Source organism: Streptomyces sp. a15 (genome assembly GCF_059026085.1).
On record NZ_JBWLKM010000043.1, the window covers coordinates 1 to 22,469 of the forward strand.

The 22,469-nt window shown below is 70.8% G+C and carries 20 protein-coding genes and 7 pseudogenes; 10 read left to right on the forward strand and 17 right to left on the reverse strand.

The window, feature by feature from the left end; translation table 11 throughout:
* Together AC5P09_RS32535 and AC5P09_RS32540 are read left to right on the forward strand one after the other, a co-directional pair.
* Positions 1–147 (forward strand): annotated as a pseudogene (locus AC5P09_RS32535) (carbohydrate ABC transporter permease); the annotation flags it as partial.
* A 47-nt stretch (positions 148–194) separates the two neighbouring features.
* Positions 195–2,210, forward strand: coding sequence for a beta-galactosidase (locus AC5P09_RS32540; RefSeq protein WP_493877313.1), 2,016 nt, complete (start codon positions 195–197; stop codon positions 2,208–2,210).
* 165 nt (positions 2,211–2,375) lie between these two features.
* Here AC5P09_RS32540 and AC5P09_RS32545 read toward each other — a convergent pair whose 3' ends face one another.
* The 6 genes from AC5P09_RS32545 to AC5P09_RS32570 form a co-directional block, all read right to left on the reverse strand.
* Positions 2,376–2,543, reverse strand: coding sequence for a hypothetical protein (locus AC5P09_RS32545; RefSeq protein WP_493877314.1), 168 nt, complete (start codon positions 2,541–2,543; stop codon positions 2,376–2,378).
* 15 nt (positions 2,544–2,558) lie between these two features.
* Entirely contained in the window at positions 2,559–2,819 is a 261-nt protein-coding gene (locus AC5P09_RS32550) for an NAD(P)H-binding protein (protein WP_493877315.1), read from the reverse strand.
* A complete protein-coding gene (locus tag AC5P09_RS32555; RefSeq protein WP_493877316.1) occupies positions 2,804–3,199 on the reverse strand; it encodes an NAD(P)-dependent oxidoreductase in 396 nt (131 codons plus the stop codon). Before AC5P09_RS32555 ends, AC5P09_RS32550 begins: the two co-directional genes overlap by 16 nt.
* A gap of 52 nt (positions 3,200–3,251) precedes the next feature.
* Entirely contained in the window at positions 3,252–3,656 is a 405-nt protein-coding gene (locus AC5P09_RS32560) for a DoxX family protein (RefSeq protein ID WP_493877317.1), read from the reverse strand.
* 163 nt (positions 3,657–3,819) lie between these two features.
* On the reverse strand, positions 3,820–4,413 hold the full coding sequence (locus AC5P09_RS32565) for an SDR family NAD(P)-dependent oxidoreductase (protein WP_493877384.1): 594 nt from the start codon (positions 4,411–4,413) through the stop codon (positions 3,820–3,822).
* Positions 4,404–5,342, reverse strand: coding sequence for an NADP-dependent oxidoreductase (locus AC5P09_RS32570; RefSeq protein WP_493877318.1), 939 nt, complete (start codon positions 5,340–5,342; stop codon positions 4,404–4,406). Before AC5P09_RS32570 ends, AC5P09_RS32565 begins: the two co-directional genes overlap by 10 nt.
* A 100-nt stretch (positions 5,343–5,442) precedes the next feature.
* On the opposite strand from AC5P09_RS32570, the gene AC5P09_RS32575 reads away from it, so the two are divergent.
* From AC5P09_RS32575 to AC5P09_RS32585, 3 genes and pseudogenes are all read left to right on the forward strand, one after another.
* Positions 5,443–6,138: a TetR/AcrR family transcriptional regulator gene (locus AC5P09_RS32575; protein WP_493877319.1), complete on the forward strand. Its 696-nt coding sequence runs from the start codon at positions 5,443–5,445 to the stop codon at positions 6,136–6,138.
* A 220-nt stretch (positions 6,139–6,358) separates the two neighbouring features.
* Positions 6,359–6,517 (forward strand): annotated as a pseudogene (locus AC5P09_RS32580) (peptidase); the annotation flags it as partial.
* Between the two features lie 512 nt (positions 6,518–7,029).
* Positions 7,030–7,995 carry a YihY/virulence factor BrkB family protein gene (locus AC5P09_RS32585; RefSeq protein WP_493877320.1) on the forward strand — a complete coding sequence of 322 codons (966 nt, stop codon included), beginning with the start codon at positions 7,030–7,032 and terminating at the stop codon, positions 7,993–7,995.
* Positions 7,996–8,699: 704 nt separating this feature from the next.
* On the opposite strand, the pseudogene AC5P09_RS32590 reads toward AC5P09_RS32585, so the two are convergent.
* From AC5P09_RS32590 to AC5P09_RS32620, 7 genes and pseudogenes are all read right to left on the reverse strand, one after another.
* Positions 8,700–9,134, reverse strand: a pseudogene (locus AC5P09_RS32590) (SMP-30/gluconolactonase/LRE family protein); the annotation flags it as partial.
* Positions 9,032–9,349, reverse strand: coding sequence for a hypothetical protein (locus AC5P09_RS32595; RefSeq protein WP_493877321.1), 318 nt, complete (start codon positions 9,347–9,349; stop codon positions 9,032–9,034). The pseudogene AC5P09_RS32590 and the gene AC5P09_RS32595, both read right to left, overlap by 103 nt.
* A 14-nt stretch (positions 9,350–9,363) precedes the next feature.
* Positions 9,364–10,284, reverse strand: coding sequence for a sugar kinase (locus AC5P09_RS32600; RefSeq protein ID WP_493877385.1), 921 nt, complete (start codon positions 10,282–10,284; stop codon positions 9,364–9,366).
* A 50-nt stretch (positions 10,285–10,334) separates the two neighbouring features.
* Positions 10,335–10,955, reverse strand: coding sequence for a bifunctional 4-hydroxy-2-oxoglutarate aldolase/2-dehydro-3-deoxy-phosphogluconate aldolase (locus AC5P09_RS32605; protein ID WP_493877322.1), 621 nt, complete (start codon positions 10,953–10,955; stop codon positions 10,335–10,337).
* A gap of 62 nt (positions 10,956–11,017) precedes the next feature.
* Positions 11,018–12,163 (reverse strand): galactonate dehydratase, encoded by a 1,146-nt coding sequence (gene dgoD / locus AC5P09_RS32610; RefSeq protein ID WP_493877323.1) that lies wholly within the window; start codon positions 12,161–12,163, stop codon positions 11,018–11,020.
* Complete coding sequence (locus tag AC5P09_RS32615) at positions 12,160–12,930, reverse strand: FadR/GntR family transcriptional regulator (RefSeq protein WP_493877324.1); 771 nt, start codon at positions 12,928–12,930, stop codon at positions 12,160–12,162. Before AC5P09_RS32615 ends, dgoD begins: the two co-directional genes overlap by 4 nt.
* 58 nt (positions 12,931–12,988) lie before the next feature.
* Positions 12,989–13,732, reverse strand: coding sequence for an SDR family NAD(P)-dependent oxidoreductase (locus AC5P09_RS32620; protein WP_493877325.1), 744 nt, complete (start codon positions 13,730–13,732; stop codon positions 12,989–12,991).
* Between the two features lie 119 nt (positions 13,733–13,851).
* Here AC5P09_RS32620 and AC5P09_RS32625 point away from each other — a divergent pair, with 119 nt between their 5' ends.
* The 3 genes and pseudogenes from AC5P09_RS32625 to AC5P09_RS32635 all read left to right on the forward strand — a co-directional run.
* Positions 13,852–15,891, forward strand: a complete 2,040-nt coding sequence (locus tag AC5P09_RS32625) for a beta-galactosidase (RefSeq protein WP_493877326.1) — start codon at positions 13,852–13,854, stop codon at positions 15,889–15,891.
* Between the two features lie 64 nt (positions 15,892–15,955).
* The gene (locus tag AC5P09_RS32630; protein ID WP_493877327.1) at positions 15,956–16,177 is read left to right on the forward strand and encodes a hypothetical protein; all 222 of its coding nucleotides are present in this window, start codon (positions 15,956–15,958) and stop codon (positions 16,175–16,177) included.
* Positions 16,129–16,866 (forward strand): annotated as a pseudogene (locus AC5P09_RS32635) (ABC transporter substrate-binding protein); the annotation flags it as partial. The gene AC5P09_RS32630 and the pseudogene AC5P09_RS32635, both read left to right, overlap by 49 nt.
* A 329-nt stretch (positions 16,867–17,195) precedes the next feature.
* Here the strand turns inward: AC5P09_RS32635 and AC5P09_RS32640 are convergent.
* Positions 17,196–17,420 (reverse strand): annotated as a pseudogene (locus tag AC5P09_RS32640) (helix-turn-helix domain-containing protein); the annotation flags it as partial.
* Positions 17,417–18,447 (reverse strand): annotated as a pseudogene (locus tag AC5P09_RS32645) (tyrosine-type recombinase/integrase). The pseudogenes AC5P09_RS32640 and AC5P09_RS32645, both read right to left, overlap by 4 nt.
* Positions 18,448–18,453: 6 nt before the next feature.
* Here AC5P09_RS32645 and AC5P09_RS32650 point away from each other — a divergent pair.
* On the forward strand, positions 18,454–19,158 hold the full coding sequence (locus tag AC5P09_RS32650; RefSeq protein ID WP_493877328.1) for an SDR family NAD(P)-dependent oxidoreductase: 705 nt from the start codon (positions 18,454–18,456) through the stop codon (positions 19,156–19,158).
* Positions 19,159–19,539: 381 nt separating this feature from the next.
* On the opposite strand, the gene AC5P09_RS32655 is transcribed toward AC5P09_RS32650, so the two are convergent.
* Positions 19,540–20,451 carry a helix-turn-helix transcriptional regulator gene (locus tag AC5P09_RS32655; protein WP_493877329.1) on the reverse strand — a complete coding sequence of 304 codons (912 nt, stop codon included), beginning with the start codon at positions 20,449–20,451 and terminating at the stop codon, positions 19,540–19,542.
* A gap of 334 nt (positions 20,452–20,785) precedes the next feature.
* Here AC5P09_RS32655 and AC5P09_RS32660 point away from each other — a divergent pair.
* A pseudogene (locus AC5P09_RS32660) lies at positions 20,786–21,807 on the forward strand (zinc-dependent alcohol dehydrogenase family protein).
* Between the two features lie 198 nt (positions 21,808–22,005).
* Here the strand turns inward: AC5P09_RS32660 and AC5P09_RS32665 are convergent.
* On the reverse strand, positions 22,006–22,446 hold the full coding sequence (locus AC5P09_RS32665; protein WP_493877330.1) for a pyridoxamine 5'-phosphate oxidase family protein: 441 nt from the start codon (positions 22,444–22,446) through the stop codon (positions 22,006–22,008).
* Between the last annotated feature and the right edge of the window lie 23 nt (positions 22,447–22,469).

The window sequence follows — 22,469 nt, forward strand, 5'->3', positions numbered from 1 at the left end:
CTGAACAACCTCACCGGGGCGTACTTCACCGACCCCAACCTGGTCGCCGCCGGCGCCCTGCTCACCGCGATCCCCACCCTGATCGTCTACTTCGTGCTCCAACGACAGTTCGTCAGCGGACTGACCCTGGGCGCCAACAAGGGCTGACCGCCCCCCGCTTGCCCCTCCCCTACACCCCTCCCGGAGCACCACCAGTGAGTACCGCACGCCGTCTTCGCATTCCTGGAATCGCCTACGGAGGTGACTACAACCCCGAGCAGTGGCCCGAGGAGGTCTGGGCCGAGGACATGCGCCTGATGCGCGAGGCCGGGGTGACCATGGTCAGCGTCGGCATCTTCTCCTGGGCGCTGCTCGAACCTTCCGAAGGTGTCTACGACTTCGCCCGCATGGACAAGATCCTCGACCTGCTCCACGAGAACGGCATCGCCGCCGACCTGGCGACCCCGACCGCCTGCCCACCAGCATGGTTCTTCAAGGCGTACCCGGAGGCACTGCCCGTCGACCGGGACGGCCGCACACTGTCGTACGGCAGCCGCCAGACCTTCTGCCCGTCCAGCCCCGCCTACCGCAGAGCGGCGCTGCGGATCGCCGAAGCCCTCGCCGAGCGCTACGCCACCCACCCGGCCGTCGCCATGTGGCACATCCACAACGAGTACGGCTGCCACAACGACGCCTGCTACTGCGACACCAGCGCCGCCGCCTTCCGCACCTGGCTGCGCGCCCGCTACGAGGACGACCTGGACGCCCTCAACCACGCCTGGGGCACCACTTTCTGGAGCCAGTGGTACTACGACTGGGACCAGATCCTGCCGCCCCGCACCACCGCGGCTCCCCCGAACCCCACCCACCAGCTCGACTGGCGCCGCTTCTGCTCCGACGAACTGCTCTCCCTGTGCACAGCCGAACGCGAGGTACTGCGCCGGGCCGCTCCGGACACCCCCGCGACCACCAACTTCCTGGTCCTGCGCACCATCGACGCTCTCGACTACTGGCGCTGGGCACCCGAGCTGGACATCCTCTCCAACGACCACTACCTGCTGTCCGACGACCCGGAGGCCGAGGTCGACATCGCCCTCCACGGCGACCTGATGCGCTCGCTCGCGGGCGGCCCGTGGTTCCTCATGGAGCACTCGACCGGCGCCGTCAACTGGCAGCCCGTCAACCGCGCCAAGCTCCCCGGGGAAATGCGCCGCAACGCGCTCGCGCACGTGGCCCACGGCGCCGACGGCATCGCGTTCTTCCAGTGGCGGGCGGCGAGGGCGGGCGCCGAGCAGTGGCACTCGGCGATGCTCCCGCACGCCGGCACCGACAGCCAGATCTGGCGCGACGTCGTCCAACTCGGCGCCGACCTCCGGGCGTTGGCCGAAGTTCGGGACTCCACCAGCACGGCGCAGGTGGCGATCGTGTGGGACTGGGACGCCCGCTGGGCACTGGAACTGCCCTCCCAGCCCAGCGGCGAACTGCGCTACCAGGACCTGGTACGGGACTGGTACGCCCCCCTGTGGCGGGCCGGGGTCGCCGTCGACTTCGTACGCCCCGACGACCCCGAACTCGACCGCTACAAACTCGTCCTGGCACCCTCGCTGTACCTCGTCACGGAGGCAGCCGCGGCGAGCCTCGCCCGGTTCACCGAACGCGGGGGCACCCTGGCCGTCGGCTTCCACAGCGGCATGGTCGACGAGAACTGCCATGTGTACCTGGGCGGTTACCCCGGCGCCTTCCGCGATGTCCTCGGCGTGGTCACCGACGAGCTCTTCCCCCTGCTTCCCGGAGAGACCACCGGCCTGACCGGCGACGTCCCTGCGGGCGCCACGGCCGACCTGTGGTCGGAACGCACCCGGCTCACGGGCGCGCAGACGGTCGCCTCCTACGCCGACGGCCCCCTGGCGGGCCACCCCGCCGTCACCCGCCACCGGCACGACAACGGCACCGCCTGGTATCTGGCCACCCACCCCGACCAGGACACGCTCGCCGCCCTGCTCCACCGCATCCGCCAGGATGCCGACGTCACACCGGAGCACGAGGCACCCGCCGGGATCGAGGTCGTCAGGCGCCACGGCACGGAGGCCGACTACCTGTTCCTCATCGACCACACCGGAAAGGGAGCCGAAGCACCCGCCGACGGCGTCGAACTCCTCACCGGCACACCGATCACCGGAACCGTCACCATCCCACCGGGAGGCGTCGCCGTCGTCCGCGAGCCACGCTGACCCGTCTGCCGAAGTGACCGGACCGCGGCACCACACCAGGTACGCGGCCTGGTCGCCTCCGCTCTACCGGAGCCCGTCGTGCCGAGGAACCGCACGCCGTCCACCCGTGGCCACCGGGCACGTCCCTCACGGACCGCATCGGCGGAGGCGGCCGGAAGGCGCAAGTCACCTCGCTGTTGACCCGTACGACCGCGTCGTACCGTCCAGTCCCACCTCGTCGGCGAGCTTGATGGCCTCCAGCACATCGCGGAGGGCCTGGGCGGTGGGGCCGCGGCTGCCGTCGGGCAGGCGCGGGGTGTCGCCGAAGGAGTAGACGCCGAGTTCGAAGGTCATGGCGGGGTCCTGGCCTCAGTTGCTGATGGCGGGCATGGCCCGCCGGTAGCGGGCGTCGGTGAGCTGGGCGACGAGGAACGCGGCGATGTCGGCGCGGCTCATGGCGGAGCCGACCTTGTCGTGGCCGAGGAACCCGGAGCGGATGCGGCCGGTGGCCGGCCTGTCCGTCGGGTTGGTGATGCGGGCGATCGTGTAGTCGAGACCCGAGTCGGTGACGGCCTCGGTCATGCCCTTCAACTCGGCCAGCGCGTTGGGGAACATCAGCCCGGCCAACACGGGCAGCACCTTGGCTTCCAGTGCGGCTTGTCCTGCGGATCGGTCAGTGAGGGCGTGGCCAGGCCGATGAAGCGGTCCACCTTCTGCGCCTCCATGGCCTGCACGATGGTGCGGGTTCCGTCGGTCACCTGGGTGCCGGTCGTGGACCGTTTCAGGGAAGGGCCGAGCGCGCTGATCACCGCGTCGGCGCCGGTGACGGCCTGCTCGACGGCATCGCGGTCGGACAGTTGTCCGGTGACGACCGTGAGGTGGGAGTGGGTGAGGATGAGCCGCTTGGCGGGGTTGCGGACCAGGGCGGTGACCTGGTGGCCGTCGTCCAGGAGCTGCTGGACGACGAGGCGGCCGATACCGCCGGTCGCGCCGAAGACGGTGACACGCATCAGGGGTGGTTCCTCACGGTGGCGGTCAGAAGGAGGGGATGAGAAGGAGGGGTCAGAAGCTGTACGGGCCGAAGCGGCCCCAGGCCACCAGGGCGGCCAGGATCAGCAGGACGGCGTTGAAGGCGATCGCGCCGGGTTCCTTGCGGCGGGCGTGGGTGATCGCGGCCAGCACCATCACCACGACCAGGCCGGTCGCGGCCAGCGGGGTCAGCACGGGGGCGATGCCGGTGGCCGCGGGCAGTATCAGCCCGAGCGCGGCGGCGAACTCCACGATGCCGATGAAGCGGACGGTGCCCTGGGAGAAGTCGGCCGTCCAGGGCAGCCGGCCGACCAGCTTGTCCTTGGGCTGGGTGGACTTCATGACGCCGGCCATGGCGAACATGGCGGCCAGCACGGCCTGCACGATCCACAAGAAGCCCTCGGGCCCGCCCTGGCCGATCCACACGTTGATCGCCACGTGGGCGGCGTGCACACCGCTGCCGACCAGTTCCTTGTCCAGGTTGATGACCCAGTTGCGCAGAGCTGCCGCGGGGGCGTTGACGTTGCCGAAGGCGTTGAAGACGGCCTCGGAGCGGTCGCGGTGTGCGTGCAGGTCCCAGTACCGGCCGGACCATCCCGCTTCAGGGGAGGGTGCATCCGCTCCCTCCCTGTCCCGTCCCCCTCTGGCAAGGAATCCGTACGTGACGTCTCATGGGGACGGGATCCACCGAACCGCCCCCGGTGGTGAACAGCAGGGTGCCGGCGCCCGCCTCGCGCATCGCGGGCAGCACCGTGCGGGCGGCGGCGACGGCGCCGTAGAAGACGTACTCGATCTGCGGCTGCAGATTGTCCACCGTGGCCTCCGAGGGGGCGGCCAGGGTGAGGCCGGGCACCGGGGAGTGCGGGGCCGGCGAGTATTCCAGTACGTCGATGGCGCCGAAGCGGGCCTTCACGGCGTCCAGGGCGGTGGTCAGGGAGGGCCGGTCCAGGACATCGGCGGTGAACGCCTCGGCGGTGATGCCTTCCTGGCCGAGCTGGTCGACCAGCGTCTGAAGCCTCTCCTTGGTGCGGGAGATCAGGGCGACGTCGAAGCCGCGGCTGCCGAAGGTGCGGGCGATGGCCAGGCGCCCATACCGCGCCGAAGGGAGATGGCCAGGCCCATACCGGGGCCGGCGCCGACGATGGCAAGAGTGGCACGGTCGTTTCTCTTCCGTTGGACGTGTGTTCAGGAGCAGGAGACGGCGATCTTGCCCGGGGTGCCGGCGCCGAAGGCGGCGAACGCCTCGGGTGCCTGCTCCAGCGGGTAGGTGGCGGTGACCGGCACGCGCAGGGCGCCGGAGGCGACCTGCTCGGCCAGGGAGGTCAGGACCTGGGCGTCGGGGTTGGCCATGATCGTGTGGACGGTGCCGTCCTGCCCCTTGACGGCGTCCTGGGCCAGGCCAGTGGTCGAGGCGAGCTGACCGCCGGGCCGCAGCAGGCCGGCGAGCTGGGCGCCGTCGCCCGCCAGGTGCAGCACCGCGTCCACACCGCCCGGGGCGATCGCGCGGACCTGCGCCTCCAGGTCACCGGTGAAGTCGACCACGTGGACTTCGGCGTCGGTCAGGCCGGTGACGAAGTCGGTCTGCGCGCCGGGGCGGGCGGTCGCGATCACCTTCGTGCCACGGGCGGCGGCGAGCTGCACGGCCAGCGAACCCACTCCGCCGGAGGCGCCGGAGATCAGCAGCGTCTCGCCCTCGGCCAAGGCCACCGCGTCCAGGCTCACCAGGGCAGTGGCCCCGGCCACGCCCAGCGCACCCGCCTCCCCCGCCTTCAGGCCCGCGGGGATGCGGGTGACTCCGTGTCCGGCGGGCACGGTGACGTACTGGGCCAGCGACCCGGCGCCCAGGTACGGCTTCAGCACGACGCCGAAGACCGCCTCGCCGACCGCGAAGCCCTCCACGCCCTCGCCGAGCGCCTCGACGGTGCCCGCGAAGTCCTGGCCGAGGACCAGCGGGTACCGGTGCTCCATGAACGCCTGCGTGTAGCCGGCGGCGGCGGCGATGTCGATGCCGTTCAGTGAGGCGGCGGCCACCTTGACCAGCACTTCCCCGGCCTCCGGGCGAGGAGTGTCCACCTCGGTCACGGCCGGGGCCGAGGGGACGGATTCCAGCGTTACGGCACGCATGACTACACCCTTCGATTAAGTGGGCCGGGCGGCCCAGTTTCACTGTCACTCACCGTACACCGGAACCGGCCCGGGCGTTCCACTTGGGTAGAGTGGGCGCATGACCTCGCCACCTTCCGACCGGACACCGGGCCAACAACCCGGCACGGGACTGCGCACCGACGCCGAGCGCAACCGCTGCCGCATCCTGGCCGCCGCCCGCCGCCTCTACGCCACCGAAGGGCTCGGCGTCTCCATGGCCTCCGTCGCCCGCGAGGCAGGCGTCGGCAAAGCCACCCTCGGCCGGCGCTTCGTCACCCGGGAGGAACTCGTCAACGCGGTCTTCACCGACCGCATGGACGCCTACGCCGACGCTGTCACCGAGGCACTCGCCGACCCCGACCCCTGGCACGGCTTCATCGGCTACCTCCACGCCGTCTGCGCCATGCAGGCCGCCGACCGTGGCTTCGCCGACGTCCTGACCATGACCTTCCCCGCCGCCAAGGCCCTGGAGGCCCGCCGCGCCGAGGCGTACGACCGGCTGCTCGAGCTCATCACCCGCGCCAAGAACAGCGGACACCTGCGCGACGACTTCACCCACCAGGACGTCGTCATCCTGCTCATGGCCAACGCCGGCGTCATCGCCGCCACCGGCGACGCCGCCCCCGACACCTGGCGCCGCCTCGTCGGCCACATGCTCCGCTCCTACGCCGCCCCCGACGCACCGATCCCCGCGCTGCCCGAAGCCCCAAGGCCCACTGCTCTCTACCGCGCCATGGTCCGCCTCTCACGAACCGGCCCGGGACAGCACACCTGATATGGAGTGGGTGGGTGTCAAAAGGGCGTGCGGGATCCTGCCCGCCTGCCCTCCGCCGGGAGCTGTCGTTCAACGCGCCGGGCAGGCGCGAACCCTTCCAGGCACGGAGGGCGACCGCGCTGCGGCGCTGGTCCTGAAGAAGGGCCGAAAGCCGCTCAACCGCCTGTGGGCGGGCAACCTTCGCGCACGCCGTCCGGGTCCCTCCCGTTGATCTCCATCAACGCACGTGCCGCAGCCGAGCAGCCGGGCCTACTCGAAGTTGCGGGCTCCGGAGGAGAAGAAGAAGTACGACGTCACCGAGTACAACCCGTCCGTCGCGGGCGCGGCGGGCGAGATGATCTCCGACTCGGTGGATCTGAACCGCTTCTTCACGGCGCTGCCCTGTGGTGGAAAGCGCACCCGGCCTACGACGAGGGCCAGGCGCTGGCGCCATTCTCGCCGGCGACCAGGTCGTCGTTCACGGGCGCGTTTGAGTGGGGCCCTACCCCGGTCCCGGCCGAGATCGTCACCGAGTTCGCCGGGCACAAGGTCGCGGCTCGGCCGGTCGCCGCATCCGAGGCCGCATGCCCTTCTGACTCCGGCATCGTCAAGAACAACGACAAACGCCGCGCCCGCCTGGACACCATGCGCAGCCTGTTGCCGCGCACGGACCGCACCGGACGGCCGGTACCCCGGGTCCGCCCGTCACCAGCGCCGTCGGCACCCCCTGGAGCCCGGCGAGGACGACACCGCCGTTTCGCCCGCTCCTGTGCCCACCACACCAGCGGGCCCGGCAGCCGGCCTCAATCCACCTGACGGCCGACCGCCGCAGTCGTCCGGCTGTACGGTTCTCCCGGCGGCAAGATCGCGTTCCTCGTCTGGCCGTACGCACGACAGGAGGAGGCGTTCTCGATGGGGACCGTTGTGCACGTCCCGCAGACCCGGGACATGATCGGGGACGAGCTTTCCGGAGACGAGGCGCTCACCGCGCTGAGGCAATACGGCGGCCGCCGACTGCTCCTCGACGCGTTCGCCCGGTTCCGCTACGCCGACGGCTTCACCAACTCCCGTTCGCTCGCCTTCCAAGTGGTCCTCGGCCTGGTGCCGTTCACCATCGCGCTGATCGGCGTGGCCACCACCGTGCACACGCAGAGCGTGGGGCGGATTATCGAACTCACCCTGGGACAGATCGTGCCGGGCGCCAGTGCGAGTCTGGTCGAGGACGCTGTGGACGCCACCGCGCGCAGCGCCGGCTCCGGAGTCTGGAACGCCGTCGCCATGTGGCTGGGGCTGGCCTTCGCCGTACTCAACCTCGCCTCGGCGATGGGGCAGGTCGAGCGAGGCGCCAACCGCATCTACGGCATCGAACGCGACCGGCCGTTCATGCCCAAGTACGGACGATCCCTGCTCCTGGCCCTCACAGCGGGCATGCCGATGGTCCTGGGATTCCTCGTGCTCGTCGCGGGCGATGCCATCGGCAACGCGGTCGTGGAAGCCCTCGGCTGGCCCCGGGAGTGGCTCGACTGGTGGCGGCCCCTCGAAGTGCCACTGGGCACGGTCCTCGCCTGGGCCGCATCGGCAGTGATCTTCCGCTGGGCTCCACGCAGGGACCAGCCGGGCTACACGTGGCTCGCGTTCGGTTCCGCGGTCCACCTGGTCCTATGGATCACCGCCACGTGGCTACTGGCGCTCTACGTCGCCAAGAGCGGATCATTCGGCGCCGTGTACGGACCGCTGACGGCGTTCGTGGCCCTGCTGCTGTGGGCCAACCTGACCGGTGTGGCACTGTTCCTGGGCATCGCGTTCGCCGCACAACTCGAAGCGGCCCGGGCCGGAATCACCGACGCCGTGCACCCGGACCCAGGATCCGGGCCATGACCCCCACCCGCGACAATGTGGTGCGGGCCGAGCCTCACTGACGTGAGCCGCGCGGGCCGACCAGGACAGCGCGGGCTGCCGTGCGGATCCCCGTGCCCGGCCACGACCTGGGTGGCCGGGTTTACCGCCCACGACACGGAGTTCGGGCTCGGCGGCAACTCCCCGGGCGACACCGCCTTCGGCGACACAAGGCGCAATGGAAGCCGAAACGGCCCGCCGCGGAAAACGGAAAGGTGTCTCCAAGGGCGCTGCCTCCTGGCGTTGCCGCCACCATCCGTCGACGCGGTCTGCTGGTTCGCGTTCCCGGGAGAGCGCCCGGGCCATCGCCACCGGCATGCGCGCACTGGGCGCACGGTGGCCGTGGTCGCGGCGACATGGCTCACCGCGGCGTCACTCGGGCGGGCAAGACACGACGTGGTCGTGCTGGAGCGCCACCCCACCCTGTACAACCTTCCGCGTGCCGAGGGTTTCAGCGGCGGCCCCGCCAGGAGCAGGCCGCTGTTCCCCTGACGGGTACGGAGACGCTGAGCACCGCGCCGGAGGCCGCGGTCGGGCTCTTCACCCCGTACCGAGCCGTGGTGACGATGAGGCGGTTGTCTCTGGGGTGCAGGCACACCGACGTGGGGTGCGGGGCGGGCACGGACCAGGGTGTGGAGCAGGCGGCCGTCGTGATGGTACCGGCGGATCGCGCCGGCGCCCCACATCGCGACCCACAGGCAGCCCTCGGCGTCGACGGTCATTCCGTCGGGGCTTCCTTCGCCGTCCCCCAGTCGGGCGAAGGTCTGCGGGCCGCCGGAGAGGTCGCCGGAGACGGGGGCGACGCGGCAGCGGAGGATGGTGCCGGCGGCGGTGTCGGCGAGATACATGGTCGTGCCGTCGGCGGTGAACGCCGGGCCGTTGGCGATGGTCAGGCCGTCGAGGACGCGTACGACCGTGCCGTCGGGGTCCGTTCGGTAGAGGGAGCCCGCGCCGTGCGTGCCGTCGTAGGCCATGCTGCCGGCCCAGAAGCGGCCGGCGGGGTCGGCGACGCCGTCGTTCATCCGGCTGGGGACCGGGGTGCGGTCCTCGGGTCGGTCGAGCCATTCCAGTGCGCCGTCGGCGGTGAGCAGTGCGATCCGGTGCCCGCGGCCGCGATCCACGCGTCCGGCCGGTCGTCAACCGGCGCGACGGCGCCCAACGGCACGTCGGTCCGGGCCACTTGGCGTGGGTCGGGTCCGTCGTCGTCGCGCAGTTCGAAGAGCCGGCCGCTGAGGTTGTCGACGTACACGTACCGGCCGTCGAACCAGCGGCCGCCCTCCGCGAGTTCGTACGCTCCGTCCACGACGACCGTCGCATGCGCTGCCGTGAAGGTCATGAGGAGTCTCCTGGTCAGCGAATCGTCGTGCCGTCGGGCTGGTCGAACAGACCGAGTTCGTCGTGGGTGGGAAGGCCCTCCCAGTCGCCGCGGGTGGCGACGGCGAAGGCGGCGGTGGTGACTGCTCGGTGCAGACGGGTGGGGATGTCGGCGCCGTGGAGGAGTCCGGACAGGTATCCGGCGACGAAGGCGTCGCCCGCGCCGACCAGATCGACCACGTCGACCTGTCGCGCCGCGCAGTCGGTCGTCCCGTCGGCGGTGAAGCTGGTCGCGCCGTGTGCGCCACGCTTGACCACCACCTCGTTGACGCCTGCCGCCAGGATGCTGTGCACGGCCTGGGATTCGCCCGCGTCGGGCCGTTCCAGCACCAGCGGCAGCTCGTCCTCGGAGGCGATGAGCAGGTCGGTGTGGGCCAGCAGCGGCCGGAGCGCGGTGCGGGCGCGGTCAGTGGTCCACAGCCGGGAGCGGTAGTTGACGTCGAGGCAGACGGTGATCCCGGCGTCACGGGCGGTCGTGGCGGCGGCCAGGACCGCCTCGGCCGCCGACGGACTGAGCGCCGGCGTGATACCGGTCAGATGCAGGATCCGGGATCCGGAGGCCAGCGCGGGCAGTATGTCGGCCGGTGAGACGGCCGAACCCGCCGATCCGGCACGGTAGTAGCTGACTCGGGTGAGCGTGCCCAGACGGGGTTCGGTCAGCAGCAGTCCCGTGGGCCGGCCGGTGTCGTCGGTGACCGCGTGGTCGGTGTCGACGCCCTCGGCGCGCAGTGTGCGCCGTACCAGTGCGCCGAGTTCGTCCGCACCGACCCGGCCGGCCCAGCGCACCCGGTGGCCGAGCCGGGCGAGGCCGATGGCGACGTTGGACTCGGCTCCCGCAACGGACAGGCCGAGGGTGCCGCCGAGCCGCAGCACGCTGTGGGCCCGGAGCGCCGCCATCGTCTCGCCGAAGGTCACCACTTCGGGCGGGGCCTGGACGGCCGGAGTCGTCACGGCGTCTCCCCTGCGGCCACCGTGCGGAACACGGCCGCGCGGGCGCGGAGTTGGTCCAGGTCGCCGCCGTCGGCCGCGTCCCCGACGAGGGGCGAGCCGACGCCGACGGCGATGGCGCCACGGTCCAGGTAGTCGCGGGCGGCCTGTGCGTCCACTCCGCCGACGGGCACGAAGGGCACGTCGGGGAAGGGGTCGCGCAGGGCCCGCAGATAGTCGGGGCCGCCGAGAGTGCCGGGGAAGAGTTTGACCGCCGCGGCGCCTCGTGCGAGGGCTGTTTCCACCTCGGTCGGCGTCAGGGCTCCCATCAGTACGGGTACGCCGTAGGACTCCAGCCCGTCGACCAGTGCCGGGGTGACGAGATACGACGCTCCGGCGTCCACGGCGCGGGCGGCGTCCGCGGCCGAGCGCACCGTTCCGGCGCCGAGGAGTGCGTCGGGGCCCAGTTCGGTACGCGCCTGCCTGATCACTGTCAGGGCGTCAGCGGTGGTCAGTGAGACCTCGATGGCCGCGATGCCCTCTTCGGTGAGGGCACGTACGGTGCGCAGGGCCGCGGCGGGATCCTTGCCACGTACGATCGCCAACAGGCGGTGGGCTCGGAGGGATTCCACCAGGTTCATGGGAGCGGGCTCTCCTTGGGCATGGCTTGGGCGTGGGGTTCGGGGGGCCGGGCCGACGATGGTCACCATTCGGTGAACGCCCCGTCGGCGCCCCGCCATACGGGATTGCGCCAGCGATGTCCGGTCTCGGCGGCGCGGCGTACCGCCTTCTCGTCGATCTCGACGCCGAGACCCGGGCGGGACCCGGAGACGGCGTAGCCGCCCTCGAAACGCAAGGGTTCGGGGTCCATCACGTACTCCAGCAGGTCGCACTGCTGGTTGTAGTGGATGCCCATGCTCTGTTCCTGGATGAGGAAGTTCGGTACGGCGAAGGCGATCTGCAGGCTGGCGGCCAGGGCGATCGGGCCGAGGGGGCAGTGGGGAGCCATGGCGACGTCGTACGTCTCGGCCATGGCCGCGATGCGGCGGACCTCGGAGATGCCGCCGGCGTGCGAGAGGTCGGGCTGGGCGACGGCGATGCCGCTGGTCATGACCTCGCGGAAGTCCCAGCGGGAGTAGAGGCGTTCGCCGGTCGCGAGCGGAATGCTCGTGGACTCCACCAGGCTGCGGAGGTGGCCCGAGTGTTCCGGCAGGACGGGCTCCTCGACGAACAGCGGGTGCAGCGGTTCCAGCAGGGGCAGCAGGCGGCGCGCCATGGCGGTGGAGACCCGGCCGTGGAAGTCGACGGCGATGTCCCGCTCGTCGCCGAGCACTTCGCGGACGGCCGCGACCCGTTCGACGACCTCGGCGGTGCGTGCGGGGGTGCCGATCGCGGCGAGTTCGGCCGAGGCGTTCATCTTCACGGCGGTGAAGCCCGCCTTCATCTGTTCCTCGGCCAGCTCGGCGACGTCGCTGGGGCGGTCTCCGCCGATCCAGGCGTACATCCGGACGCGGTCGCGTACCGGGCCGCCGAGGAGGCGGTGCACCGGGACGCCGTAGGTCTTGCCGGCGATGTCCCACAGGGCCTGGTCGATGCCGGCGACGGCGCTGGAGAGGATGGGGCCGCCGCGGTAGAAGCCGCCCTTGGTGAGTACCTGCCAGTGGTCCTCGATGCGCAGCGGGTCCCGGCCGACGAGGTAGTCGGCCATTTCGTGGATCGCGGCGCGTACGGTCTCGGCGCGGCCCTCGATCACGGGCTCGCCCCAGCCGGTGACGCCCTCGTCGGTGGCGACGCGCAGGAACAGCCAGCGCGGAGCCACCAGGAACGTCTCAAGTGCGGTTATCTTCAAGGAGCTTCCTTCGGCAGCGTGTCGGTCACGACGTCGTCCCCGTCTCCCCCGTCGTCCCCGTCTCCCCCGTCGTCCCCGGCACGCACAGCCGCCAGGTCGTCAGAGGCCTGCGCCAGGAGTGACTCGACGGCAGCCACGGCGGCGTCCGGATCGCCCGCTTCGACAGCGTCGAGCAGTTCCTGGTGCACGGGGATGGAGTCGGAGAAGTGCCGGGCGCCGTGCACGATCCGGTCGCGAACGCGCAGGCCGGCCTCGATGACGACCTCCATCCGGCTGAGCAGTTCGTTGTGGGCCGCGTCCAGCAGCGCGCGGTGGAAGGCCAGGTCCGCCTCGACCATCGCGTCCGCGTCCGTCCCTGCCGCCGCCATCGATTCGAGGGCCTGGCGCATCGCGTCCAGGTCGGCTGTGGTGCGGCGAACCGCGGCGAAGCGGGCTCCCGCGGGCTCCACTATCGCGCGGACCTCGGCGAGGTCCTCCAGGAAGCCTTCGGTCGGATCGCTGCTGCCCTGCCAGCGCAGCAGGTCGCTGTCGAGGAGGTTCCAGTCGGCGCGGGGCCGGATGGTCGTACCGCGTTTCTGCTTCGACTCGAGCAGGCCCTTGGACGCCAGCACGCGCAGCGCCTCGCGCACGACCGTCTTGCTGACGCCGAGCTCGGTCTCGAACTTCACCGGGTCCACGACGGAGCCCGGAGGGTAGTCGCCGCGGATGATGCGCCGGCCCAGTTCCTCCACGGCCTGGCCGTGCAGCCCCCTGGCGGGATGGGTCACCACGTTCTCCGTTTCCGTTCAGATCCTGTCGGCGCATGCCCGGCATGGTGTGCGCCGCTCACGAGGACTCCTTCATGACGCTCCATCCTCCATCGACCACCAGGCTCGCTCCGGTCACATAGGAGGCGTCCGCCGATGCCAGGAAGGCTACGGCCGAGGCCACCTCCTCCGGCTGCCCGAACCGCTTGGCCGCCGTGGCCGCCACGCTGCGCGCCCTGTCGGGCTCCGGGATCCCCTCCCACGCGGCGGTGAGGATGGGGCCGGGCAGCACCGTGTTGACCCGGATGTCGGGCCCGTACTCGACGGCCAACTGCCGCCCCAGCGAGCACAGCGCGCCCTTCGCGGCAGCGTAGGCGGCATGGCCGGGCAGGCCGAAGACCGCGTGCACCGAGGAGGTGAGGACGACGGACCCCGATGCCTCGCGCAGCATGGCCGCGAAGGTCTTCATCCCGCGCCAGGCCGGCTTGAGCAGCACGGCCATCTGACCGTCCCACTCGGCCTCGCTCAGCTCGTGGGCGGGCTTGTTCAGCTGGGAGAAGGCGTTGCTGTGCAGTACGTCCAGCCGCCCGTGATGCTCGTCCACGTGACGGGCCAGGTTCTCCCAGTCGGCGGCCGAGGTCACGTCGCAGCGTACGTACTCCGCCCGTCCCCCGCTCTCCACGATGCCCGTCGCGAGCGCCTTGCCCGCCGCGTCGTCCACGTCCGTGACCACGACGTTCGCGCCCTCGTCGGCGAGCCTTCGAGCCGTGGCCGCGCCGATTCCGTGCGCGGCGCCGGTGATCACCGCCACGCGCCCCGCCATCCTGTGGCACTCCGTCATCGCGTGTGTCTCCCCTCTGATGCCTGTACCCACCATAGCTGTTTCAATTAATTATGAATATATCTTGACGGCGTGGCGATGCCGCTCCAAGACTGACCGGCATGCATCAGGCACCTTCAGTACCGATCGACGCCCGGCGGCGCCTGCGCCCGGCCGGAATCGCCTTCGGAGGCGACTACAACCCCGAGCAGTGGCCCGAGGAGGTGTGGGCCGAGGACGTCGCGCTGATGAAGGAGGCGGGCGTCTCCATGGTGACGGCCGGGATCTTCTCGTGGGCCAAGGTGGAACCGCGGCCCGGGGAGTACGACTTCACCTGGTTCGACCGGGTCATGGACAACCTCACCGGGGCGGGTGTGGCCGTATGCCTGGCCACCATGACGGCGTCCCCGCCGCCGTGGCTGTCCCGGCTGCACCCCGAGATCCTCCCCGAGACCTCCGACGGCCGCCGGATGTGGCCCGGCGGACGCCAGCACTACTGCCCCTCCAGCGCCGTGTACCGCAAGTACGCCGCGCGCCTCGTCGAGCGACTGGCCACCCGGTACGCCGACCATCCCGCGCTGGAGATGTGGCACATCGGCAACGAGTACGGCTGCCACACCCCGCAGTGCTGGTGCGACGAGTCGGCCGCCGACTTCCGGCGCTGGCTGTCCGACCGGTACGGCGACATCGAGGCACTCAACGACGCCTGGTCGACGGCCTTCTGGGCCCAGCGTTACGACACCTTCGACGAGGTGCTGCCGCCACGGCTCGCGCCCACCTTCCCCAACCCCGCCCAGCAGCTGGACTTCGCCCGGTTCTCCGACGACGCGCTGCTCCAGTGCTGTCTGACCGAGAAGGCGGTGCTGCGGCGGATCACCCCGGACGTGCCCGTCACGACGAACTTCATCGGCGTGCACAAGCCCGTCGACGCCTTCCGGTGGGCGGCCGAGGAGGACGTCGTCTCGGTCGACGTCTACCAGGACCCGCACGACGAGGACACCCACGTCTCGGCGGGGTTCATCTTCGACGTCACCCGCTCCGCCCGCGCCGGCCAGCCGTGGATGCTGCTGGAGCAGGCGCCCAGCGCGGTGAACTGGCGTGACCGCAACGGGCCCAAGCCGCCGGGGCGGATGCGGCTGTGGAGCTGGCAGGCGGTCGCCCAGGGCGCGGACGCGGTGCTGTACTTCCAGTGGCGCCAGTCCCGGGGCGGTGCCGAGAAGTACCACTCGGCGATGGTCCCGCACGGCGGCACCGACACCCGTACGTTCCGTGAAGTGAGCGAACTGGGCCGCGAGTTGGCCTCCGTGCCGCAGATCGCCGGCACCCGCTCCACCGCCGAGGTCGCCCTCGTGCTGGACTGGAACAGCTGGTGGGCCCTGGAGCTGGACTCGCACCCGTCCACCGCGCTGAACCAGGTGGAGATCGCGCTCGCCCACTACCGGCCGCTGTTCGAGGCCGGGATCGCCTGCGATGTCGTACCCCCCGACCGCGACGTGTCCGGCTACCGCCTCGTCGTCGCGCCCAACCTGTACCTGCTGAAGGAACAGGACGCCGAACGCCTCACCGAGTTCGTACGCGGCGGCGGCCACCTGCTGGTCTCCTTCTTCTCCGGCATCGTCGACGAGTGCGACCGCGTCCACCTGGGCGGATATCCCGCTCCGCTGCGTGAGGTACTGGGCCTGCGCGTCGAGGAGTTCTGGCCGCTGGCGGAGCAGGAGACGGTCGACATCCGGCACTCGGACGGCACGGTCAGCCGCGCCGACCTGTGGTCGGAGGCCGTCGTGCCCGAAGGAGCCCAGGCGGTGGCCGAGTTCGGATCCGGGCAGCTTGCAGGGCAACCGGCCGTCACCCGGCACTCCTTCGGCGAGGGAAACGCGTGGTACGTCGCGACGCGTCTCGCGCCGGAGGCCATGCGGGCCCTGACCGACGCCGTGTGCCGTACGGCGTCCGTCGCCTCCGTACTCCCCGGGCTTCCCGAGCACGTCCAGGCGACCGTGCGCGAGGGCGGGGACGGACGGTTCGTCTTCCTGCTGAACCACGGTCAGGACGAGGTGGAGATCAGGCTCCCCGCGCCGATGACCGACGCCCTGGCCCAAGGGGCTGCTCCCACCGACCGCGTCACGCTGCCGGCAGCCGGAGTAGCCGTACTGATCGAGCCGTAGACAGTCGATCGAGCGGTAGACAAAGGAACACAAAGGACACACCTCACCACCCTCGCGGAGGTCTGTGCTGCGCTGGAGTGCCGGAGCGGCCGGGTCACTGGCCGCACTCCCGGCCCTCACCGCCTGCGGCGAGACCGTCGGAGCCGCCCGCACGCCCCGGCAGCAACCCACACGCCCCGGCCAGAAGGTCACACTCGTCTTCTGGACCTGGGTGCCGATGCAGAAGACCGTCGACCTGTGGAACCGGACGCACCCCGACATCCAGGTCGAGATGCAGACCAGCTGACGGCCGGGAACCCCCCGGACCTGGCGCAGGTCGAGTACCACGAGCTTCCCGGCTTCATGCTGGTCAACGGACTGACGGACCTGAGCGCGTACGGTGCCGACGAGCTGCGCGACAGCTACGTGCCGTGGCAGTGGAACCAGGGCGTCTTCGACGGGCGGGTCCGTACCATCCCGCAGGCGTCGGGCCCGATGGGCCTCTTCTACCGCCAGGACCTCTTCAAGAAGTGGGGCATCGAAACACCCGCCACCTGGGCCGAGTTCGAACAGGCCGCCCGCGTGGTCAAGGCCCGCGGCGGCGGCGCCCGACTGTGCACGTTCGCACCCAACCAGCCCAGCTGGTTCGCCGCGATGTGCTGGCAGCGTGGTGCGCGGTGGATACGGACCGAAGGCGACGACTGGGTCGTCGACATGGACGGCGACCTTTCTCGTGAGGTGGCCGACTTCTGGGAGCGGATGGTCCGCGACGACCTCGTGTTCGTCGGGCCCGACATGTCCAGCGCCTGGTTCCGGCAGGTCCAGACCGGGCAGATCTCCGCCTGGGTCGGGCCGCAGTGGGGCGATGCCATGCTGCGCAGCAACGCACCCGGCACCAAGGGGAAGTGGCGGGTCGCTCCCCTGCCGCAGTGGGCTCGGGGAGAGAACTCCTCCGCCAACTGGGGCGGATCGTCCACCGCCGTCCTCCAGGGCACGCGCCACCCACGGGAGTCACTGCGGTTCGCGCACTGGGTCAACACCGACCCCAAAGCCGTCGACCTGAACATCTCGGTCTGCTACGGCTGGCCCGCCGCCACCGGCATCTTCCGCGGATCGGCGCTCGACAAGCCCGACCCGTTCTTCGGCGGCCAGCGGTACAACGACGTGTTCACCGCGTCCGACCGGGCCATCGACACCTCCTGGAAGTGGTCGCCCACCACGGACGCCGACTTCTTCCGGCTCGGGGACTCCTTCGGCGCCGCCATAGCCGGAAACGGCACGCTCGCCTCGTCGCTGGCCGCCCGCTCCTGCTCCTCCTGGCCCCCGGCGGCGGCCACTGGCTCGGCCTCCAGCAGGTCGGCCACCGTGCACCCCAGCGCCGCGCAGATCTTGTCCAGGTCCTCCAGCCGCACCGTCACCGGAGTGCCGCCCCACAGGGCGGCGACCTTGCTCAGCGACGGCGTGAACCCCACCTTCGCGAACGCCGCCTGCAGGTCGACCGGCCGCCAGATGTCGCGCTTGGCCGCTGCCCAGCGCAGATTCCACTTCACCGCAAACTCCCCCTATCCGCGACCAGCCGCTGCCCGGCCCGCGCCGCCGACTGCCGCCAGCGGTCCGCCTGCTCGGGATCGGCCTGGGCCGTTGCCAGGTAATTGACCGTCGTAGTCGTCCAGGTATGTCCGAGCATCCGCTGCACCTCCCACAACGTCATGCCGCGCTCGTAGTTCTGGGTGGCGCACGCGTGCCGCAGCAGATGCGGGAACAACTCCGGCACCGGCCCCGGCAGATACAGCCGCGACGCCGACTTCAGCGCCCGCCGGAACGTCGCCGGGACGATCGCCGGCGCGATCGGAAGGTTCAGCGCCGCCACCGGCTTCGGCAGCCGCTCGGAGGGAAACAGCGGCGCTGCGGGATGCTCCGGATCGTCCTGGAACAGGCCGCGGACCTCCTCCACGTACCACCACAGCAGCTCGCGGCCCTCCTCGAACAGGAACGCCTCCCGCGGCCTCGGACCGGACCCGCGAGCTCCCTTGCCCTGGACCACATATCGGCCCAGCGGCCCGACTCCCAGTGCACGTCCCCGAGCGCCACGCCACACAGCTCCGCAGCCCGCACCCCGGACACGTAGGCGATCTTCGCCATGACGTAGTCCCGGCACGCCACCGCCTCCTTACGGGTCTGCGGCAAAGCATTCCGCCACGCGGTGAAGAACTCCCGCATCGCCCGCTGCGACGGAGGCACCCGCAACCCGAAATCGCCGCGGTGACGGGGCCGGTTGAACGGATCGACCGGCGACTCCACGACCGCCCCGAACAGACGATGGATCTCTCCGGCGTACCGCTGCTCCAGAAACGCGAAGTACGCGTCGATCTTGCTGATCTTCGCAAGGACCGTCGACCGGGCACGCTTGCCCGGACCCGCGAAGTAGCGGTCCAACGCGGCCGGCGTGAGCTGCCACGGCACGACGTCGTAGTGCTCGCACAGCTCGATCACCGGCTTGACCAGCTGGTCGATCGACGACGGCATCAACCCTGCCGCATCCCGCGCCCAGCGCCACCCACCTCTTCCCGAAAGGATCTTGCTGTGACCAGCATCGCCATTGTCGGAGCCGGCCCCCAGATGGGCCTGGCCATCGCCCGCACCTTCGGCTCCCAGGGCTTCGACGTCGCCCTGATCTCCCGTAACCGCAACAAGCTCGACAGCCTCGTCAGCAAGCTTGCGGCCGAGAGCATCACCGCCACCCCGTTCCCCGCGGACGTGCTCGACCGCGACGCGCTCACCCAGGCCCTCAAGGATGCGGCCGCACACTTCGGCGGGATCGGCGTCCTGGAATACTCCCCGGTGGGGACGTTCGGCGTCACCACGCTGACCGCTCCGGCCACCACCGAACCCTCGGACGTGGAGTTCGAGATGAACTTCCAGCTGTACGGCGCTATCGCCGCCACCCAGGCGGTACTGCCCGCGATGCGCGAGGCCGGCGCCGGCACCCTGCTCTACACCACCGGCGCCGGCTCGATATGGCCCGACCCGCGGGTCGCCAACGTCAACGCCGCCGCCGCGGCGCTGCGCAACTGGGTGACGAACCTGCACAAGGAGCTGGCCGACGCCGGCACCGGCATCCAGGCCGCACACGTCGGCATCGACTCGTCGATCGGCGTCTCCGTCATCCCCGGCGTGGAGGCGGCCCGGCCCGAGCAGATCACTCCCCTCTACTGGGAACTGCACACCACCAAGCGAGACGAGGCCGAGCTCGTCTTCAAGCTCGACGACGGCTTCCCCCGCGGCTGACAGCCCACCGAGCCGTACCCGCCCCCTCATCGAACCCTGATCACGCCGCGGCGTTCCGGTCCGCGGCGCGATCAAGGAGGGGGGTTCCGCTCCACTGGACATTGCCGACCGCCCCGTTCGCGACCTCCGGCGTCATGAAGGCCACCAAGTACCGTGCACTGGCGCGGACGTGCACGCGCCGATGCTCGGCAACCCCACCGCTGACAAGCACGGCCGCCCGACATCGCCCGCTTCATCTTCCTCGCAGACGGCGCCCTCGACTTTTTCGTCGACTGGAACGCCGCCGTCGTCTCCACCGCGGCCCTGCTGCGGGCCGAGGCCGGACGCGCCCCCACGACCGGGATCTACGCGAACTCAGCCGATGGCTTTCTTTTTCGGCGATCAATTCGGCGGAGCGGTCGGAGGCCGAAGAGAAGGGGTGGTGGCAGCTTGCTGAGTGGCTGCCCAGGAGGCGAGCAGGTGCAGGGCTTCTTGGGAAGGTGAGCCGGGCTCGGCGGTGTAGATGATGAGGGTGAGGCCGAGTTCGGCGGCCATGACCAGGGACTCCCAGGAAAGGGTGAGGTCGCCGACGACGGGGTGGTGGAACCGTTTGGAACCGGTGCCGTGATGAGTCACGTTGTGGGCGACCCAGCGGGTGCGGAGGGCGTCACATCGAGTGGACAGCTCACCGACGAGGTCGTGCAGGCCCTTGTCGTGCGGATTGCTGCCGGCCTCGGTGCGCAGCAGGTCCACGGTCATGCCGGCGGCGCGGTCCCAGTCCGGGTAGAAGCGGCGGGCCGCGGGATCCAGGAACTGGTAGCGGGCCAGGTTCGGCGGTTGGACGTGGCCCGTGTACAAGTCGGTGAAGAAGGCACGGGCGAGCTGATTGGCAGCGAGCACGTCCAGGCGGCCGTTGACGACAAACGCCGGCCCGGCTGTGACGGCGTCCAGGGGTCCAGGGGTCCACTGCAGGCTCTTGTGCAAGGTCCGCTGCCTGCCGGAGCGCCGTCGGGGACGGGCGAGGGTGTCGGATCCCTCCTGAGCCTGGGCCAGGTGGAGCAGGTGAGCTCGTTCGGCGTCATCCAGCTGGAGGGCGCGGGCGATCGCTTCGAGCACGGCCGGTGAGACACCGGCGAGATTGCCGCGCTCCAGCTTGGCGTAGTACTCGACGCTGACGTCGGCCAGCGCGGCAACCTCGCTGCGGCGCAGACCCGTAACGCGGCGCCTGGTGCCGGCCGGCAGGCCGGCCTGCTCCGGGGTGATCTTTGCTCGCCGCGAGGTCAAGAACTCGCGGGCTACGTCACGGTTGTCCACAACACGACCGTACGGCCGGGTCCGGCAGGTTGGGGTGTACTGCCAGTACACCCCTCACCAGTAACTCGCTGCGCGCGCGGAAGGGGGCTTGCATGGATGACATGGTGCTTTCCGCTTCGCCGTCAACGGTGGCGCGGCGGGTGCCCCCGCCCGGACGGTTCCGTCCGGGACACGGACACGGACGCGGGTGAGGTCAGGGGCGACACCGCGCAGCAGCCGATCGGTCCCTCAGATCGCACGCAGGACGGCCGAACGAGCCCGAGGACATGATTCGGGGCCGCAGGCACCGGTACACGCACAGCAAGTGAAGCAAGAAAAGCAAGGAGATCCAGGTATGCGTGGCGTAGTCATGTACAAGGCCGGAGACGTCCGGGTCGAGGACCGTGACGACCCGAAGATCATCGAGCCCACCGACGCCGTCGTCCGGCTGACCGCGACCTGCATCTGCGGCTCCGACCTGTGGCCCTACCGCGGGGTCGAGCCCGCCGATCACACGGCCATGGGACATGAGTACGCGGGCGTGGTCGAGGAAGTCGGCCCCGACGTGAAGAGCGTCAAGGTCGGCGACTTCGTCGTCGGGTCGTTCGTGATCTCCGACAACACCTGCGAGATCTGCCGCTCCGGCTACCAGTCCGGCTGCGTGCACCGTGAATTCGTGGCGCAGGCGATCGGCACCCAGGCCGAGAAGGCGCGTATCCCCCACGCGGACGGCACCCTGGTGGCCACGCCGGGGCAGCCGGACCCGGAGCTGATCCCCTCGCTGCTGGCCGCCTCCGACGTGCTCGGCACCGGCTGGTACGGCGCCGTCGCGGCCGAGGCCGGCCCCGGAAAGACGGTAGCCGTCGTCGGCGACGGCGCGGTCGGCCTGATGGCCGTCCTCGCTGCCAAGCAGCTGGGCGCGGAGCGGATCATCGCGATGTCCCGTCACCCCGAGCGACAGGAGCTGGCCAAGTTCTACGGCGCGACCGACATCGTCGAGGAGCGCGGAGACGAGGGCGTCGCGAAGATCAAGGAACTCACGGGCGGGCTCGGCGCGCACTCGGTGGTGGAGGCCGTCGGCACCCAGGAGTCGACCATGCAGGCGATCAACTCCACCCGCCCGGCGGCCACCTGGGCTTCGTCGGCGTGAACTACGACGTCACGATCCAGGGCATCGAGCTGTTCTTCGCCGGCATCCACGTGGAGGGCGGCCCCGCCCCGGTGCGCCGGTTCCTGCCCGACCTGATCCAGCTCATCTGGGACCGCAAGATCGACCCCGGCAAGGTCTTCGACCTCGCCCTGCCGCTGGACGAGGCCGCCGAGGGTTACAAGGCCATGGACGAGCGGCGCGCCACCAAGGTGCTCCTCACCCTCTGACCGACGCCGGCCGCACTCCCGGCCCGCCCCCCCTATCGCAGCACCGGGGCGGACCGGCACCTTCACTCACTCGCCCTCGGCAGTGCAGCACCGATTCGCTCTCGGCGCCGGTGACGTCGGCGAACGCTACTTCGGGCGGGAGAGCCCTCCGCCCTGCGCTACATCGATCCTCCGCGGTCCGGCGCACGCGCTGAGTCCTCAGTCCTGGGCGGGGATGTCGAGGGCGGTCCCGTACAGGCGGGAGACCCGGATCAGGATCACCATGCGCCGGTCGGGCAGCGGCTGCTCGCCGGGGGCCGCCCCGTCGGCCGGGTCCACTATCTCCGCCCCGCCCTCCGCCACGGCGAACGACCAGACGTCCGGGCCGCTGACGTGCAGTGAGGCGTGCGGGTTGCGGCGCAGCTGGCGGACCTTGAGGCGGTCGGCGGTGGAGGAGACGCGCAGTATGCGCTCCTCGGCGTTCCAGTCGTAAACGACGGTCGACAGGTGCGGGTGGCCGGTGCTCCTGACGCTCGCGAGTACGCCGAACTGCTGCTGCCGCAGCAGCTCGGAGAGCTCCTGGTCGGTGAGCACGCGGGGGGCCGGGCTGTCGTTCTTGGTGGTGTCGGTGGTGGTGTCGGTGGTGGTGTTCTCGCTCATGGGGATCAGCCTTTCGTGACCGG

Bases quoted from the DNA above. Each gene is read 5' to 3' on its own strand.
- AC5P09_RS32665 (WP_493877330.1), bottom strand. From the start codon at position 22,446: ATGAGCGAGAACACCACCACCGACACCACCACCGACACCACCAAGAAC.
- AC5P09_RS32620 (WP_493877325.1), bottom strand. From the start codon at position 13,732: ATGGCGGGGCGCGTGGCGGTGATCACCGGCGCCGCGCACGGAATCGGC.
- AC5P09_RS32595 (WP_493877321.1), bottom strand. From the start codon at position 9,349: ATGACCTTCACGGCAGCGCATGCGACGGTCGTCGTGGACGGAGCGTAC.
- AC5P09_RS32605 (WP_493877322.1), bottom strand. From the start codon at position 10,955: ATGAACCTGGTGGAATCCCTCCGAGCCCACCGCCTGTTGGCGATCGTA.
- AC5P09_RS32625 (WP_493877326.1), top strand. From the start codon at position 13,852: ATGCATCAGGCACCTTCAGTACCGATCGACGCCCGGCGGCGCCTGCGC.
- AC5P09_RS32600 (WP_493877385.1), bottom strand. From the start codon at position 10,284: ATGGCGGCGCTCCGGGCCCACAGCGTGCTGCGGCTCGGCGGCACCCTC.
- AC5P09_RS32555 (WP_493877316.1), bottom strand. From the start codon at position 3,199: ATGCGTGTCACCGTCTTCGGCGCGACCGGCGGTATCGGCCGCCTCGTC.
- AC5P09_RS32585 (WP_493877320.1), top strand. From the start codon at position 7,030: ATGGGGACCGTTGTGCACGTCCCGCAGACCCGGGACATGATCGGGGAC.
- AC5P09_RS32575 (WP_493877319.1), top strand. From the start codon at position 5,443: ATGACCTCGCCACCTTCCGACCGGACACCGGGCCAACAACCCGGCACG.
- AC5P09_RS32570 (WP_493877318.1), bottom strand. From the start codon at position 5,342: ATGCGTGCCGTAACGCTGGAATCCGTCCCCTCGGCCCCGGCCGTGACC.
- AC5P09_RS32545 (WP_493877314.1), bottom strand. From the start codon at position 2,543: ATGACCTTCGAACTCGGCGTCTACTCCTTCGGCGACACCCCGCGCCTG.